The sequence below is a fragment of the Microbacterium sp. GXS0129 genome, assembly GCF_044769785.1.
Taxonomy (GTDB): Bacteria; Actinomycetota; Actinomycetes; order Actinomycetales; family Microbacteriaceae; genus Microbacterium; species Microbacterium nymphoidis.
Map to the genome: position 1 here is coordinate 1171184 of NZ_JBIZVZ010000001.1, position 15737 is coordinate 1186920.

13 protein-coding genes and 1 riboswitch are annotated in these 15737 nt (G+C 67.3%); of the genes, 8 read left to right on the forward strand and 5 right to left on the reverse strand.

Features of this window, described 5'->3' with window-relative positions; genetic code table 11:
• Positions 1–24: 24 nt before the first annotated feature.
• Positions 25–798 (reverse strand): ABC transporter permease, encoded by a 774-nt coding sequence (locus ACIQJ5_RS05305; protein WP_402841608.1) that lies wholly within the window; start codon positions 796–798, stop codon positions 25–27.
• 10 nt (positions 799–808) lie between these two features.
• On the reverse strand, positions 809–1963 hold the full coding sequence (locus ACIQJ5_RS05310) for an AI-2E family transporter (RefSeq protein WP_231089638.1): 1155 nt from the start codon (positions 1961–1963) through the stop codon (positions 809–811).
• Positions 1964–2065: 102 nt separating this feature from the next.
• On the opposite strand from ACIQJ5_RS05310, the gene ACIQJ5_RS05315 reads away from it, so the two are divergent.
• Entirely contained in the window at positions 2066–2188 is a 123-nt protein-coding gene (locus tag ACIQJ5_RS05315; protein ID WP_269142767.1) for a hypothetical protein, read from the forward strand.
• Positions 2189–2263: 75 nt separating this feature from the next.
• Here the strand turns inward: ACIQJ5_RS05315 and ACIQJ5_RS05320 are convergent, their stop codons facing one another.
• The gene (locus tag ACIQJ5_RS05320; RefSeq protein ID WP_402841612.1) at positions 2264–3748 is read right to left on the reverse strand and encodes a DHA2 family efflux MFS transporter permease subunit; all 1485 of its coding nucleotides are present in this window, start codon (positions 3746–3748) and stop codon (positions 2264–2266) included.
• Between the two features lie 149 nt (positions 3749–3897).
• Here ACIQJ5_RS05320 and ACIQJ5_RS05325 point away from each other — a divergent pair, with 149 nt between their 5' ends.
• Positions 3898–4530, forward strand: a complete 633-nt coding sequence (locus ACIQJ5_RS05325) for a DUF1345 domain-containing protein (protein ID WP_402841615.1) — start codon at positions 3898–3900, stop codon at positions 4528–4530.
• Here ACIQJ5_RS05325 and ACIQJ5_RS05330 read toward each other — a convergent pair whose 3' ends face one another.
• Positions 4531–4677 carry a hypothetical protein gene (locus ACIQJ5_RS05330; protein ID WP_231089641.1) on the reverse strand — a complete coding sequence of 49 codons (147 nt, stop codon included), beginning with the start codon at positions 4675–4677 and terminating at the stop codon, positions 4531–4533.
• A gap of 34 nt (positions 4678–4711) precedes the next feature.
• On the opposite strand from ACIQJ5_RS05330, the gene ACIQJ5_RS05335 reads away from it, so the two are divergent.
• The 4 genes from ACIQJ5_RS05335 to gcvP all read left to right on the forward strand — a co-directional run bounded on the left by ACIQJ5_RS05335 (position 4712) and on the right by gcvP (position 11395).
• Positions 4712–6700: an ABC transporter ATP-binding protein gene (locus ACIQJ5_RS05335; protein ID WP_402841618.1), complete on the forward strand. Its 1989-nt coding sequence runs from the start codon at positions 4712–4714 to the stop codon at positions 6698–6700.
• A 56-nt stretch (positions 6701–6756) separates the two neighbouring features.
• Positions 6757–6842: riboswitch (glycine riboswitch) on the forward strand.
• A gap of 133 nt (positions 6843–6975) precedes the next feature.
• Complete coding sequence (gcvT, locus tag ACIQJ5_RS05340; protein ID WP_402841620.1) at positions 6976–8130, forward strand: glycine cleavage system aminomethyltransferase GcvT; 1155 nt, start codon at positions 6976–6978, stop codon at positions 8128–8130.
• Positions 8127–8507 (forward strand): glycine cleavage system protein GcvH, encoded by a 381-nt coding sequence (gene gcvH, locus ACIQJ5_RS05345; protein WP_402841623.1) that lies wholly within the window; start codon positions 8127–8129, stop codon positions 8505–8507. Before gcvT ends, gcvH begins: the two co-directional genes overlap by 4 nt.
• Before the next feature lie 50 nt (positions 8508–8557).
• Positions 8558–11395, forward strand: a complete 2838-nt coding sequence (gene gcvP / locus ACIQJ5_RS05350; RefSeq protein ID WP_402842062.1) for an aminomethyl-transferring glycine dehydrogenase — start codon at positions 8558–8560, stop codon at positions 11393–11395.
• 318 nt (positions 11396–11713) lie between these two features.
• Here the strand turns inward: gcvP and ACIQJ5_RS05355 are convergent, their stop codons facing one another.
• Entirely contained in the window at positions 11714–12505 is a 792-nt protein-coding gene (locus ACIQJ5_RS05355) for a CPBP family intramembrane glutamic endopeptidase (protein ID WP_231089645.1), read from the reverse strand.
• 462 nt (positions 12506–12967) lie between these two features.
• Here ACIQJ5_RS05355 and ACIQJ5_RS05360 point away from each other — a divergent pair, with 462 nt between their 5' ends.
• Positions 12968–14620 (forward strand): ABC transporter substrate-binding protein, encoded by a 1653-nt coding sequence (locus ACIQJ5_RS05360; RefSeq protein ID WP_231089646.1) that lies wholly within the window; start codon positions 12968–12970, stop codon positions 14618–14620.
• Between the two features lie 148 nt (positions 14621–14768).
• The gene (locus tag ACIQJ5_RS05365) at positions 14769–15698 is read left to right on the forward strand and encodes an ABC transporter permease (RefSeq protein WP_231089647.1); all 930 of its coding nucleotides are present in this window, start codon (positions 14769–14771) and stop codon (positions 15696–15698) included.
• The last annotated feature ends 39 nt before the right edge of the window (positions 15699–15737 follow it).

Sequence of the window (15737 nt, forward strand, 5' to 3'; positions counted from 1 at the left end):
CGTGTCCGACATCCGGCAGGGCGATCAGGTGGCCGCAGCAGCAGGCCGCTGCTTCACATCGCCCTCCCACATCCAGATCAGCAGAGACGTGATCGTCCCGGCGCACAAGATGGTCGCCAGCACTACGATCTGGAATCGACCGGCTTCCACCGGCGAGATGCCCCCGAAGATCGCGCCGACGAAGGCGCCAGGGAGCACGACGAGCCCCGTGGTACGGGTCTGGTCCAACGAGGGGATGAGAGCCTCTCGCACGGCGAATCGCCCGATGTCCGCAGTCGCGCGCCGCGGTGTGGCGCCGAGCGCGAGCCACCCCTCCACCTGATCCCAGCGTTCATTGACCGCGTGCACGAAACCGCGCCCGGTGAGGGTCGCAATGCTCATCGTGTTGCCGATGACGATCGCGCCGATCGCCAGCGCGTACCGGGGTGCGAGGTCCAGGGCGCCCGTCGCGAAGACGACGGTCGTCGCGGTGACGATACCCGCGAACATCGCGCTGCCGCACACGATCCCCCCGTGCCCGCGATGGCCCCGGGCGAATGCACGCCGGGAGGCGACTGTCACCGCGACGGCGAACATGACCACCAGGATGAGCGCGATCAAGACGGGGGAGGAGATCACCCCGCTCAGGATCACGCTGATCGCCGCGAGCTGGAGCACGCCGCGACCGATGGCGCTGACCGCAGAACCAGGGTGGGCGATGCCTGCGGCAGCGAGCGCACCGGTGGTGATGGCGGTGAGAAGCACCACGGCGATGAGCGTCGGCAGCAACGCCGTCAGACTCACCGCGTCCATGGACATGCCGGGCAGATCAGCGGGCGACGCCCTCGGCCTCGACGGGATCGGGGTCGGCGACCTTCCGATCCTGACGCGGGAACACGACCTGCTGCAGGATGATGATGACGCTCGCCGCCACCGGGATCGCGACGAGGGCGCCGAGGATGCCGCCGATCGCGCCGCCAGCGACGGCACCGATGACCACGACGGCGCCCGGGACCGAGACGGCCTTGGCCATGATGCGCGGGCTGATCACATAGGCCTCGATCTGCATGTACACGAGGTACCAGATGCCCACGACGATGGCCGGGACGTAGCTGTCGCCGCTCGCGAGAGCTCCGATGAGGACGATCGCGGTGTTGATCACCGACGCGGAGAGCGTTCCGACGAGAGGGATGCACGAGCCGATGAAGGCGATGAGAGCAAGCAGTGCCGGCAGCGGCGCCTGGACGATGAGCATCAGGGTCAGAGTCAGGACACCGTTGATCGAGGCGAGGCTCGCCTGGCCGATGACATAGCGGCCGACGGCCGCCGAGACGTCTTCCATCACATCGCTGAAGCCCGCGCGCTGATACGCGGGAACGAACCGCACGGCCACGCGCTTCATGCCACGCAGCGAGGCCATGAAGTAGAGGGTGAGGATGAGGACGATGATCACCCCGGTGACGCCGCTGGCGATGCCGGAGCCGACCTGGACGATGCCGCCGCCGACCGAGAAGATGTTGTTCGGGTCCTGGATGAATGACAGAGCGCCGTTCAGCGCCTCCTGGATGTTGGAGCCGTAGCGCGTGGTGATGTCCTGATACCACTCGGATGCCTGCACGTCCGTGACGAACTTGGGCAGGGTCTGCGTGAGGTTCGCAACCTGCTCGATGATCACCGGCACGATGGCCCAGAGAATGCCCGCGAACACGATCAGCACGACCGCGACCACGATGGCGACAGCGGCGCCGCGCGGCATGTGCCGCTCGAGGAACGACACGATCGGGTCGAGACCGAGCGCGAGGAACAGCGCCACGCCCACGTAGACGAGCACGGTCGCCATCTGACCGACGACCACGCCGATGCCGATGGCCACGAGCACGCCCAGTCCACCCAGGAGGCCCCAGATGAACGGCTGTACCCGGAACGGGCTGGCGACGGCGGATCGCCTGGCGGAAACCGAGAACTCCAACGGTCGCTTCTTCATGGCCGCTCCCCTCTGCGCATGTGTCTTGACCAGAGTAGTGGGCCATGCAGACAGTGTCGGCGCGGCGGCCTCGACGCGCCGCAACGCGAGTAGCATGGCCGCATGACCACTCCTGAGACCACCGTTCAGCCGCTCACCCCCGTCCTCAACGGGCTCAACCTGCTGGGCGACGACGCCGCAGGTGCCTCCTGCTGCGGCGGATCCGCATGCGGATCCGAGGGCTGAACCACCGGTCCTGAACGACGGAGGCGGCCCGGGCGAATGCCCGGGCCGCCTCCGTCGTTGGTGCGGTCAGTGCCGTCAGTGCGCCGGTGCGCCTTCGGGCGCGTCGGCCGGCTTGCGGATGAAGAACGACATCGCGAACGTGACGATCGACAGCGATGCGGCGATGGTGAACGCAGCACCCGTTCCCGCGGCACCTGCCGCGCCCTCGACGGCCCCGTTGGCGGCGGCGGACGCCTTCGCCGCCTCCAGGATGGTGATCATGAGGGCGATGCCCGCGGCACCCGCCACCTGCTGCACGGTGCCGAGAACCGCACTGCCGTGCGAGTAGAGCTTCGGCTGCACGGATCCGAGCGAGGCCGTGAACAGCGGGGTGAACGCCATCGCGAGACCGATCGAGAGGAGGGTCTGGGCCACGCCGATCACCCACACGTTGGTCTGCGCGGTGAGGGTGGTGTAGAACCACAGCACCGCGGCCGCGATGAACGAGCCCGGGATCAGCAGGACGCGTGGACCGCGGGCGTCGTAGATGCGTCCGATGAGCGGACCGAGCAGACCCATCGCGAGGGAGCCGGGCAGCAGAAGCAGACCGGACTCCAGCGCCGAGATGCCGAGCACGCTCTGCAGATAGAGCGGCAGGACCGTGATGGCGCCGAAGAACGACAGCGACAGGAACAGCATCATCAGGATGGACAGCGTGAAGTTGCGCGACAGGAAGACGCGCAGATCCAGCAACGCGTCGTCCTTGCGCTGGAGCACCAGCTGACGCCAGATGAACAGCGCCAGACCGATCACGCCGACACCGAGCGATGCCGCGAGAGTGACGCCGGCCAGCGGCCCCGCGCCGTCGGCGCTGGCTGCGGCCTTCTCCGCGCCGCCGATCTGGCTGAGTCCGAAGACGATGCCGCCGAAGCCGAGGGCCGACAGCACGATGGAGAGCACGTCGAGCGGAGCCGTGGTTGGCTCTCCGACGTTCACCATCCACTTCGCTCCGGCGAGCATGGCGACGATAGCGATGGGCAGCACGATGCCGAAGATCCATCGCCAGCCGATGGAGTCGAGGATGAGGCCGGCCATCGTGGGGCCGATGGCGGGCGCGAGCGACATCACGATGCTCATGCGACCCATGAACCGGCCGCGGGAGGCCGGGGGCACCAGCTCCATGACGGTCGTCATCATGAGCGGCATCATGACGGCGGTTCCCGAAGCCTGCACGACACGGGCGACGAGGAGCACCTCGAAGCCCGGTGCGAGGAACGCGATGAGGGTGCCGAGGCTGAACAACGTGATCGCCGTGAGGAACACCTGGCGGGTGGTGAAGCGCTGCAGGAGGAAGCCCGTGGTCGGGATGATCACGGCCATGGTGAGCATGAACGCCGTGGTGAGCCACTGAGCGGCGCCGGCAGTGATGTGCAGGTCGTCGATGAGGTGCGGGATCGCCACACCCATCGTCGTTTCGTTGAGGATGGCGACGAAAGCCGCCGCAAGCAGGAGGGAGAGGAGTCTGTTGGCGTTCGCGGGCATCGCGCCGGAGCGAATGGGTACGGCGGCGGTGTCGGTCATGAGGTGCTTCCTGATTCAAGTGCTCGACTAACGAGCGGTGCGACGGGACGGGCGCGTCCCGAGGACTGCTGGATTAGCGTAACGAGGGGGTCGGACATTGCATTCCCGAGTTCCACAACTCCGGCCGGACGGCGTGCGACGATGGCGCCATGCGTTTCGTGCACATGCCGCTGGTCCGTATCGTCGCCAGCGCGATCATCGGGGTGCTCGTCGGGTTGTCGGTGGGCTCTGTGCTCGGTGCGGCAGCCGGGTCGCTCGCCGGGTGGGGAGCTGCTGCCCTGCTGGTGTCCGCGTGGATCCTGCTGACGGTGTGGCCGATGGATCCGCAGCGCACCCGCGCGCACGCGGTCCGCGAGGATCCGGGACGCGATCTCGCGCGCGTGCTTTCGTTGCTGGGCAGCATCGTGTCGCTCGGCGCGGTCGTGGTCGTCGTGCTGCAGAGCAACTCCTCCGATCACGCACGCGCCGGCGTGCTCGCAGCGATCGCGGTGGGCAGTGTGGTCGCCACCTGGATCCTCATCCAGACCGACTACATGCTCCGGTACGCGCGCATCTACTACTCCGAGCCGGAGGGCGGCATCGACTTCAACGAGGACGACTCGCCGCAGTACAGCGACTTCGCGTACTTCTCGGTCGGTCTCGGCATGACCTATCAGGTGGCGGACACGAACGTGCGCACCAAGCAGCTGCGCAAGGTCGTCACTGCGCAGACGATGCTGGCGTATCTGTTCGGTGCCGTGATCCTCGGCACCGTCATCAACCTGGTGACCGGTCTCGCCTGATCAGCGGAGGTTGCCGTTGCCCTCACCGTGGACGAGATCGGTCGGCACCGCACGCGGCATGTAGTTCTTCAGCAGAACTTCCTCCGGTGCGTCCCGGTCATCGAGCTCGGCGTCGGTGGGACGGCGCGGTTCATTCGGAGTGCTCATGCCGCAACCATAGACCCGGGCATAGGGTGAGGGGATGAGTTTCGGCGGATTCGGCGGCGGCATGGGAGGCGGCGGCCCCTTCCGCGGAGTCGATGCCGAGTCGCAGCGCAAGGCCAATGCCGCTGCCCCGCGGATCCCCGACCTGGGCCGGCGGGTGGTCGCACTGTTTCGCCCCTATCGAGGCCGCATCCTCATCACCGTGCTGCTGGTCATCGCGGGAGCCGCGGTCGCCGTGGTTCCGCCCCTGCTGGTGCAGCGCGTGTTCGATGACGCCCTGTTCCCGGTGGATGCGCGGCCACAGCTGTCCCTGCTGATCGCGCTGGTGGCCGGCATGATCGGGCTGTTCCTGCTCTCTGCACTGCTGGGCGTCGCCCAGACGTGGTTCACCTCGACGGTGGGCAACGCGGTGACAGGTGATCTGCGCGTCAAGCTGTTCGAGCACCTGCAGGCGATGGAGCTGGGCTTCTTCACCCGCACGAAGACGGGCGTGATCCAGTCCCGCCTCCAGAACGACGTCGGCGCCGTCTCCAACGTCCTCACCTCCACCGTGACCAGCATCATCGGCAACACCGTCACGGTGGTCGCATCGATCGTCGCCATGGTCCTGATCGACTGGCGGCTGACCATCCTCGCCGTGATCCTCATGCCCATCCTCGCGGTCATCCAGCGCCGGGTGGGGCAGGTGCGCGCGCGCATTGCGGGACAGACGCAGGAGTCGCTCTCCGAGCTCAGCTCCATCACGCAGGAGACCCTCAGTGTGTCGGGGATCCTGCTGTCCAAGTCCTTCAACCGGCAGCGAACCGAGTCCGCACGCTACGCCGCGGAGAACACGAACCAGGTGGGCCTTCAGGTGAAGCGCGCGATGAGCGGCCAGGGCTTCTTCGCCGTGGTCCAAGTGCTCATGGCGTCCGTCCCGGCGGTGGTGTACCTCGTGGCGGGCTATCTCATCACCGGCGGTGCCGACACCATCACCGCGGGGACCATCGTCGCATTCACCACGGTGCAGGCTCGCCTGCTGCAGCCGCTGATGGGGTTGATGCGCGTGGCCCTGGACCTGCAGACCTCGGTGGCCGTGTTCAGCCGTATCTTCGAGTACCTCGATCTCAGGCCCGCCATCCAGGACTCTCCCGACGCCATCACGGTCGCTGATGCGCCCGGTCCGCGCGGTCGCATCGAGTTCCGCGATGTGGTCTTCCGCTATCCCGACGCCGGCCCCGACGCACGAGCGACCCTCGACGGCATCAGCTTCACCATCGAACCGGGGCAGAACGTCGCGTTCGTCGGTCCGTCGGGAGCTGGCAAGACCACCATCCTGTACCTCGCGCCGCGCTTCTACGAGGTCAGCGGCGGTGCGGTGCTCTTCTCCGGAACGGACGTGCGCGACCTCACCCAGGCGTCCATCATCGACAACGTGGGCATCGTCTCGCAGGAGACCTACCTGTTCCACGCGACCATCCGGGAGAACCTCCGCTACGCCAAGCCGGATGCGACCGATGAGGAGCTCGAGGCGGCCTGCCGCGCGGCGAACATCCATCACGTCATCGCCGGCTTCGACAAGGGATACGACACGGTCGTCGGAGAGCGCGGCTACCGGCTGTCCGGCGGGGAGAAGCAGCGCATCGCGATCGCGCGCGTCCTGCTCAAGGACCCGCCCGTGATCCTGCTCGACGAGGCCACGAGCGCGCTGGACACCGTCTCCGAGCGTGTGGTTCAGGAGGCTCTCGACGAGGCGTCCCGGGGGCGGACGACGCTGTCCATCGCGCACCGGCTGTCCACGGTGATCGGCGCGGACGTGATCCACGTGGTGGAGGCAGGACGCATCGTCGAGTCCGGAACGCATGCCGAGCTCCTCGCCGATGGCGGACTGTACGCCCAGCTGGCGCAGCAGCAGATCGACGCCACCCGCGTGCTCCGGGAAGACATCGCCGAGGCGCCAGCGGTCCTCGAGGCCACGGATGTCCTTGACGAAGACGAAGACCCGCAGCTGGACACCGGCACGATCCGCACCCCGCCGCTGCGGTGACGCGTGGCCGCTGCGGTCCGTGACCGCTATGCTGGCCTGACAATCGAACACGACTCATGGTCGCCGCGGGAGAGTCCGTCACGGACACCGAAGGAGCAAGCCTCCCCGCCAATCTCTCAGGTCAACACACCGCGGAGACCCGGTCACTCTGAAAAGCGATCCACACGGATCCGCCGACGGTGAAAGCACCCCTGGTGTGAAACTCTCAGGCCCATGACAGAGGGGGAGTTCCAGGCGCCGTCCGGCGTCCGGCTCGCCCTTTCGCCGGGAGAATCATGACGGAACCCCGCTACACCCCCCTCCGAGACCGACACGAGGCGCTCGGCGCCGCCTTCACCGACTTCGGCGGATGGATGATGCCGGTGCGCTACACCTCGGATCTCGCCGAGCACAAGGCTGTCCGCGAGAGCGCCGGCCTGTTCGACATCTCCCACATGGCGGAGTTCCTGCTCGCCGGCGCGGATGCGGCCGCGTTCCTCGACTACGCGGTCGCCGGCCGTATCTCCACGATGAAGGTGGGCAAGGCCAAGTACTCGCTGCTGCTCGACGAGCGCGGCGGCATCATCGACGACCTCATCGTGTACCGGATGGCCGATGACCGCTTCCTGATCATCTCCAACGCGGGCAACCGGGACGCCGTCGCCGTTGCGCTCACGGATCGCGCACGCGATTGGGACGCCGGCGTCGCCGAGCGGCTCACGGGTGCCGCGCCCGCGCGCACGGAAGCGCTGGTGGACGACGTCTCTGACGAGATGGCTCTGATCGCCGTTCAGGGCCCGAACGCCCGCGGGATCCTGGAGGCTCTGCCCGGCTTCACCGTGAGCGGCGTGCCGCTCGCCGAGCTCGCCTACTACGCATGGAGCGAAGGCGACTTCGGCGACGCCCCGGTCTTCATCGCTCGCACCGGCTACACCGGCGAGGACGGATTCGAGCTGCTGGTCCCGAACTCCGCCGCGGGCGAGCTGTGGGACGCATTGCTGGCCTCCGGCGCCGACGAGCTGGTCCCCGCCGGTCTCGCAGCGCGCGACACGCTGCGCCTCGAGGCAGGCATGCCTCTGTACGGACACGAGCTGTCGCTCGAGACCGCACCGACTCAGGCCGGCCTCGGCCGGGTCGTCGCCGTCGACAAGGAGGACTTCGTGGGCAAGGACGGGCTGGCCGCGCGCGAGCTCACCGACGCTCCCGTGCTGGTCGGCCTGATCGCCGAGGGCAAGCGCGCCGGCCGTGCCGGATACGACGTCTACCGGGGCGAGGACAAGGTCGGGGAGATCACCTCCGGCGCCCTCAGCCCGACGCTGGGCCACCCCATCGCGATGGCCCTCGTCCACCCCTCGGCGGCCGCCGAGGGCACCGAACTCCAGCTGGATGTGCGGGGGACCCGCATTCCGGCCACCGTGACCACCCTGCCTTTCTACCGGAGGAACCAGTGACCGATCTCAACTCCCTGAAGTACACGTCCGAGCACGAGTGGATCGCCCTCGACGGCGACATCGCGACGATCGGCATCACCTCGTACGCCGCCGCCCAGCTCGGCGACATCGTCTACTTGGATCTGCCTGCCGTCGGCACGCAGATCGCGATCTCGTCCGTGGTGGGCGAGATCGAGTCGACCAAGTCGGTCGGCGAGCTCTACGCTCCGCTGAACGGTGAGGTCGTGGAGACCAATGACGAGGCGGCCGCGGAGCCGTCCCTCGTCAACTCCGAGCCGTTCGACGGCGGCTGGCTGATCAAGGTGCGCGTCTCGGGCGAGCTGCCCGGCGACCTCCTCGACCACGCCGCCTACCAGGCGCTGGTGGGGGAGGCGTGACCCGCTTCCAGGACCGCCACATCGGAACGGACGCCGCGGCGCAGGATGTCATGCTGGACGCGCTCGGCGTCACCAGCGAGGACGGCGACCGCCTCGGTGCGCTCGTCGAGCGCGCGCTCCCGGCGGTCATCCGCGGCGAGCGTCCGGCGTCCGTGCTACCCGAGGCGGCATCGGAGGCGGAGGCCATTGCGGAGCTGCGCGCGCTGGCGTCGCGCAACCGCGTCACCCGGCCGATGATCGGCCTCGGCTACTACGGCACCCTTACGCCGTCCGTGATTCAGCGCAGCGTCCTGGAGAACCCCTCCTGGTACACGGCCTACACGCCGTATCAGCCGGAGATCTCGCAGGGGCGCCTGGAAGCGCTGATCAACTTCCAGACGATGGTGTGCGACCTCACCGGTCTCGACACGGCCAACGCGTCGATGCTGGACGAGTCGACGGCAGTCGCCGAGGGCATGCTCCTTGCACGCCGCGCGTCGCGTGCGAAGACCGACGTGTTCGTCGTCGACGCCGACGCGCTGCCGCAGACGAAGGCCGTGCTGGCCACCCGGGCCGACGCCGTGGGGATCACCCTGGTCGAGGTTGACTTCGCCGCCGGTGAGGAGATGCCCGCCGAGCTGTTCGGCTCGTTCGTGCAGTATCCGGGCGCCTCTGGTCGCGTCTGGGACGTCTCCGGCGTCATCGATGCGACGCACACAGCCGGAGGCCTGTCTGTCGTGGCCGCCGATCTGCTGGCGCTGACCCTCCTGCGGTCACCGGGGTCGATGGGCGCGGACGTCGCGGTCGGCACCACACAGCGCTTCGGCGTGCCGCTGGCGTTCGGCGGACCGCACGCGGGCTACATGGCCGTGCACTCCGGTCTTGAGCGTCAGCTGCCCGGCCGCCTCGTCGGCGTCTCCGTCGATGCGGAGGGCAAGCCCGCGTACCGCCTGTCGCTGCAGACGCGCGAGCAGCACATCCGCCGCGAGAAGGCCACGAGCAACATCTGCACCGCTCAAGTGCTGCTGGCCGTGATGGCCTCGATGTACGCCGTGTACCACGGTCCCGACGGGCTGCGCCGTATCGCGATGGACGTCGCGGGCAAGGCGGCGACGCTGGCGTCCTGGCTGCGCCAGGGCGGGCTCGACATCACGGAAGACGTGTTCTTCGACACCGTCCAGGTCCGGGTCCCCGGTCGCGCATCGGCGATCGTCGCATCGGCGCACGCAGCGGGATACCTCCTGCGCGAGGTCTCGGGCGACGTCGTCGGCATCGCCGTGGACGAGTCGACGACGCTGGGCGACCTGCTTGCCGTGCTTGCCGCCTTCGGCGTCGAGCACCCCGGTGGGATCGTGTTCGGAGCGACGCCCTTCTCCGCCGCGTTCTTGGAGCTGGAGAAGACCTGGGGCGACCTGCGCCGCCGCGAGGAGTACCTGACGCACCCGGTGTTCAGCCTGCACCACAGTGAGACGGCGATGATGCGCTACCTCAAGCAGCTGGCCGATCGGGACTACGCACTGGATCGGGGCATGATCCCGCTCGGCTCGTGCACCATGAAGCTCAACGCCGCGACCGAGATGGCGGCGATCACGTGGCCGGAGTTCGCGGGTCTGCACCCGTTCGCCCCGGCGGAGGACGTGGCGGGCATCCTCGAACTGGTCGACCAGCTCGAAACGTGGCTTGCCGACGTCACGGGGTACGACGCGGTCTCGCTGCAGCCGAACGCCGGTTCGCAGGGCGAGCTGGCCGGGCTGCTCGCGATCCGCGGGTATCACCTGTCGCGTGGCGACGATCACCGCACGATCTGCCTCATCCCGTCCTCAGCGCACGGCACGAACGCCGCGTCCGCGGTGCTGGCCGGCATGAAGGTGGTCGTGGTGGCCACCGACGACCTGGGCAACGTGGACCTCGCCGATCTCAAGGCGAAGATCGCCCAGCACGCGGATGAACTCGGCGCGCTGATGATCACGTACCCCTCGACGTTCGGCGTGTACGAGAGCGACGTGATGGAGGTCACCTCGGCGGTTCACGCCGCGGGAGGTCAGGTGTACATCGACGGCGCGAACTTCAACGCCCTCGTGGGGATCAGCCGTTTCGGCGACCTCGGCGGCGACGTCTCGCACCTCAACCTGCACAAGACGTTCGCCATCCCGCACGGCGGCGGTGGCCCCGGCGTCGGTCCGGTTGCCGCGAAGGCCCACCTGGCGGAGTTCCTCCCGGGACACCCGCAGGCACAGCGTGCCGAGCATGCCGGCGGGCACGTCTTCGCCGGTGGCCCGGTGTCGGGCGCCCCCTACGGCTCCGCCGGCGTGCTGCCGATCTCGTGGGCGTACGTGCGCATGATGGGCGCCTCGGGTCTTCGCGATGCGACGGCGGCAGCGGTGCTGTCGGCGAACTACATCGCCAAGCGCCTCGAGGGCCATTACCCCGTGCTCTACACGGGTGAGGGCGGTTTCGTCGCCCACGAGTGCATCCTCGATCTGCGTCCCCTCAAGGAGGAGACCGGGGTCACCGTCGACGACGTGGCCAAGCGCCTCATCGACTATGGATTCCACGCTCCGACGATGTCGTTCCCGGTCGCGGGCACGCTCATGGTGGAGCCCACTGAGTCGGAGGATCTGGGGGAGGTCGACCGCTTCATTGAGGCGATGATCCAGATCAAGGCGGAAGCCGATCAGGTCGCCGCCGGGGTCTGGCCCGCGGACGACAACCCGCTGGTCAACGCCCCGCACACCGCGGAGTCTGTGATCGCGGGGGAGTGGGCGCACGCCTACCCGCGTGAGCTGGCCGTCTACCCGGTGCACACCCTGGTGCGCACCAAATACTGGCCCCCGGTGCGCCGGATCGACCAGGCGTACGGCGACCGCAACCTCGTCTGCGCCTGCCCCCCGATCGAGGCCTTCGCCTAACCGGCACCACTTCCCGCGAAACACCCCAGCACGTCCGAGAAACCCCCGCAACGCCGGGTTTCTCGGCCGTGCTGGGGTTTCGCGGTTAGAGCGAGCGGTGATGGTGGAACAGCCGGGGCAACGTCGACAGACGTGGAGCATCTGGCTGGCCGCTTCGCGGAGGCCGGCGAGATCAAGGACGTCGCGGACGGCGAGGATCGGTGCGATCCGCGAACGACCAGCGCGGGAGGCCTGCCATGTGGCGACGGATCGAATCCGCAGCCCTCTCGGCGATCATTGCGTCCCGCTCCGCGCCCGGGGCCAGCAGAAGCCGGGGCGTTAGGAGGCGGGGGCGAAGAGGGGAGCGAGGAACGGGGAGGCGAGTGCGAGGGGGTAGCCGATGAAGGCGATCACGTCGATCAGGGTGTGGGCGATCACCAGCGGCATGACGCGCTTCCATCGCAGGTAAAGCCATCCGAAGACCAGCCCCATGAGGATGTTGCCGATCATCGGGCCCTCACCCTGGTAGGAGTGATACGCGCCACGGATCAGCGCGGACGTGACGATGGTCGCGACCGGCCCCACGCCGAGCCGACGGAACCGGTCGAACAGCCAGCCGATCATGATGACCTCCTCCATCACCCCCGAACGCAGCGCGGACAGCACGAGGGTGCCGATGCTCCACCATGCGAGGGTGGACTCCGAGGCCTGCACCGCCACGGTGACGCCGATCAGCCGCCCGAGCAGATAGAGGCCGATCCCCGGCACGCCGATCACGACGACGAACAGCGCGCCGCGTGCCAGGTCCTGACCGATGCGGGTGAAGTCCATGCCCATGGCTCGGAGCGCGTTGCGACCCGGTTCCCAGAGCAGATACACGACGAGGCCCACGAGCATCAGGTCGAAGAACACGTCGAGGCAGTTGTAGACGATGTCCCACACGGGGACGGTGTCCAGCGTCGGATTGAGCTGGGTGCTCTGCTGCGACAGCGGGGTCTCCGACAGGCGCCGCCGCACCAGACGCAGCAGCGAGTACACCGCGGAGGCGCCGAAGGTGGCACTCAGCACCAGCACCACCTCCCACCTCAGACGCGCTCGGGTGTAGGCGGGGGTCACGGCGGCATCGGTCACGTCACGATGCTACGACCGGTGAGCGAGAGGACCGTGCTCCTCTGAGCGCTGGAAAGCCCTCCGGCTGCTCATTGTTCGCAGCCGTCGCGCGCCGGGGTGAGCACGTCCGGCGACCGTCCGCGCCGGGGAGCGAAACAGGCGCCGTCGGCAAGCTCGGACGGCCTCCTGAGCGAAGCCTGAACAGTGAGCGATGTGGTGGTCAAAATGTGTATGCAAGCACATATATGCGCAGCCTGATGACCGGTTCTTTGTGCACATTGCCAATCCCGCCCAGGGTTGACATCGGCCTGTCTCGTATGGCACTTATCACATCGCGCAATGCATGGGGGCTGCGGTAAAAGATCTGTAACGGTTGCGCAGCGGACTTTGCTCAGATCCCCAGCGGAACCTAAAGTTGCCCTAACCCATTGCGCGTCACCGTTGACGTCGCGTGGTTACTTCACCCAATGCACAGGAGGACAAGTGAAGCGCACGAAGATTGCCGTATCCGGCATCGCGCTGCTGAGTGTTGCGGCACTCGCGCTGGCTGGATGCTCGTCGAACGGCGGCGGCACGGACAACCCGAGCTCCGGATCGAGCGCTGATGGTGGTACCAGCACCGGCGACATGATCATCAAGACCAACGGTTCCGAGCCCCAGAACTCGCTCATCCCCGCCAACACGAACGAGGTCGGCGGTGGAAAGATCCTCGACTCGCTCTTCGCTGGTCTGGTCTACTACGACGCAGACGGCAAGCCCGTTCTCGACATGGCGCAGGAGATCAAGCAGGAGGACGCTCAGAACCTGACCGTCACCCTGAAGAAGGGCCAGAAGTTCTCCGACGGCACCGAGGTCAAGGCCGACAACTTCATCAAGGCCTGGAACGACGGCGCGAAGTTCTCCAACGGCTACACCTCGTCCTACTTCTTCGAGGACATCGAGGGTTACGACGGCGCTGCGGACTCCGAGCTCACCGGCCTGGTCAAGGTGGATGACTACACCTTCACCATCAAGCTGAACAAGCCGGCTTCCGACTTCGCTCTGCGTCTCGGCTACTCGGCGTTCTACCCGCTCCCGGACTCCGCCTTCGAGGACATGGCGAAGTTCGCCGAGGCCCCCATCGGCAACGGCCCCTACAAGCTGGCGGGCGACGACGCCTGGCAGCACGACGTCTCCATCTCGCTCGTCAAGAACGAGACCTACGAGGGTGGCCGCGCCGCGAAGAACGACGGTCTCGACATCGTCTTCTACCAGACCGCTGACGCCGCGTACTCCGACCTGCTCGGTGGCAACGTCGACGTGATCGACCAGATCCCGGGCAGCTCGTTCGCGACCTTCGAGAGCGAGCTCGGCGACCGTGCTGTCAACCAGCCCGCCGCGATCTTCCAGTCCTTCACCATCCCGGGGCGCCTCGAGCACTTCTCGGGTGAAGAGGGCAAGCTGCGTCGTGCCGCCATCTCGATGGCCATCGACCGGGCCGAGATCACCAAGACGATCTTCAACGGTACCCGCACCCCGGCGGACGACTTCACGTCGCCGGTCATCGCGGACCGCCCGACGGACCTCGCCGGTGCCGACGTGCTGGAGTTCAACCCGACCAAGGCGAAGGAGCTGTGGGCGCAGGCCGACGCCATCTCGCCGTGGAGCGGTTCGTTCCAGATCGGCTACAACGGTGACTCCAGCCACGGCGAGTGGGTCGACGCTGTCAGCAACCAGCTGAAGAACAACCTCGGTATCGAGGCCTCGGGCAACGCCGTTCCGACGTTCTCCGACTTCCGCAAGCAGGTCACGGACCGCGCCATCCAGACGGCGTTCCGCACCGGCTGGCAGGCCGACTACCCGGGTGTCTACAACTTCCTGGGCCCGCTCTACTCCTCCGCTGCAGCTGACGGCAAGGGCTCCAACGACGGCGACTACAAGTCGCCCGAGTTCGACGCCGCGCTCACCGCTGCGATCTCGGCGACCGACGCCGCTGCGGCCAAGGACGGCTTCAAGAAGGCCGAGGAGATCCTCCTCGCCGACCTGCCGGCCATCCCGCTGTGGTACTCCAACGTGACCGGTGGCTACGCCGAGGGCGTCCAGAACGTCCAGTTCGGCTGGAACTCGGTTCCGCTCTTCTACGAGATCACCAAGTAACACCGACTGATCTCCTCCCGCGAGGCGGTGACGAACGTCACCGCCTCGCGGCCTGTTCATCAACCCTCGCGTTTTCACGAGAAACGCGACACCATGCTCGTAGCACGCGGATCGCGCGATGCGAGCTGTCATTTTGGAGGGAGAGCGGATGGTCGGTTACATCATCAAACGCTTCCTGCAGGTGATCCCCGTGTTCTTCGGGGCAACCCTGCTCATCTACTTCATGGTCTTCGCCATGCCGGGCGACCCGATCGCGGCCCTCTTCGGCCAGCGCGTGCCCAACCCGGCCCAGCTGGCGGAGATCCGGGCGCGGTACCACCTGGACGACCCGTTCATCGTGCAGTACTGGTACTACGTCACCGGTGTGTTCACCGGGAACCTGGGAAAGACCTACTCCGGTCAGGACGTCGCCGTCGTGCTGGGCCGGACCCTTCCGGTCACCGCCCGCCTCGCGGTCCTGGCGATCGGACTGGAGTTCCTTCTCGCCGTCATCATCGGTACGATCTCGGCACTCACCAAGGGCAAGTTCCTCGACATCTCCTCGCTGGTGATCAGCCTGCTGTTCCTGGCCATGCCGATCTTCGTGATCGCGTTCCTGGCGCAGTACTTCCTGGCGATCCAGTGGGGCTGGTTCAAACCCACCGTTCCGCAAGAGGCGGGCTGGGGTGATCTCTGGTTGCCAGCCATCGTGCTGGGCGTCAGCATGTACGCCACCAGCATGCGCCTGATGCGCGGCTCGGTGATCGACACCCTCAACCAGGACTGGGTGCGTACGGCATACAGCAAGGGACTCTCGCGCTCGCGCGTGCTCCCCGTGCACGTGCTCCGCAACTCGCTGATTCCCGTGGTGACCAACTCGGCCACCAACTTCGGTGTGCTCCTGGTGGGCGCGACCGTGACCGAGGGAATCTTCAACGTCCCCGGTGTGGGAAACCAGCTCTTCAAGGCAGTGCAGCTGCAGGAGGGGACGACGATCGTCTCCTTCGTGACCGTGTTCGTGATCCTGTATGTGCTCGTGAACCTGGTCGTGGACCTGCTGTACGTCGTGCTCGACCCAAGGATCCGTTATGCCAAGTGATGAGATGACGCCTCCGGAGGCGTCGATGAACCTCCGGGA

Excerpts from the sequence above, each read along its gene's own strand:
- ACIQJ5_RS05320 (WP_402841612.1), bottom strand. The coding sequence starts at position 3,748 with ATGACCGACACCGCCGCCGTACCCATTCGCTCCGGCGCGATGCCCGCG.
- ACIQJ5_RS05330 (WP_231089641.1), bottom strand. The coding sequence starts at position 4,677 with ATGAGCACTCCGAATGAACCGCGCCGTCCCACCGACGCCGAGCTCGAT.
- ACIQJ5_RS05365 (WP_231089647.1), top strand. The coding sequence starts at position 14,769 with ATGGTCGGTTACATCATCAAACGCTTCCTGCAGGTGATCCCCGTGTTC.
- ACIQJ5_RS05305 (WP_402841608.1), bottom strand. The coding sequence starts at position 798 with ATGTCCATGGACGCGGTGAGTCTGACGGCGTTGCTGCCGACGCTCATC.
- ACIQJ5_RS05325 (WP_402841615.1), top strand. The coding sequence starts at position 3,898 with ATGCGTTTCGTGCACATGCCGCTGGTCCGTATCGTCGCCAGCGCGATC.
- ACIQJ5_RS05315 (WP_269142767.1), top strand. The coding sequence starts at position 2,066 with ATGACCACTCCTGAGACCACCGTTCAGCCGCTCACCCCCGTCCTCAAC.
- ACIQJ5_RS05335 (WP_402841618.1), top strand. The coding sequence starts at position 4,712 with ATGAGTTTCGGCGGATTCGGCGGCGGCATGGGAGGCGGCGGCCCCTTC.
- gcvT (WP_402841620.1), top strand. The coding sequence starts at position 6,976 with ATGACGGAACCCCGCTACACCCCCCTCCGAGACCGACACGAGGCGCTC.
- gcvP (WP_402842062.1), top strand. The coding sequence starts at position 8,558 with ATGCTGGACGCGCTCGGCGTCACCAGCGAGGACGGCGACCGCCTCGGT.
- ACIQJ5_RS05310 (WP_231089638.1), bottom strand. The coding sequence starts at position 1,963 with ATGAAGAAGCGACCGTTGGAGTTCTCGGTTTCCGCCAGGCGATCCGCC.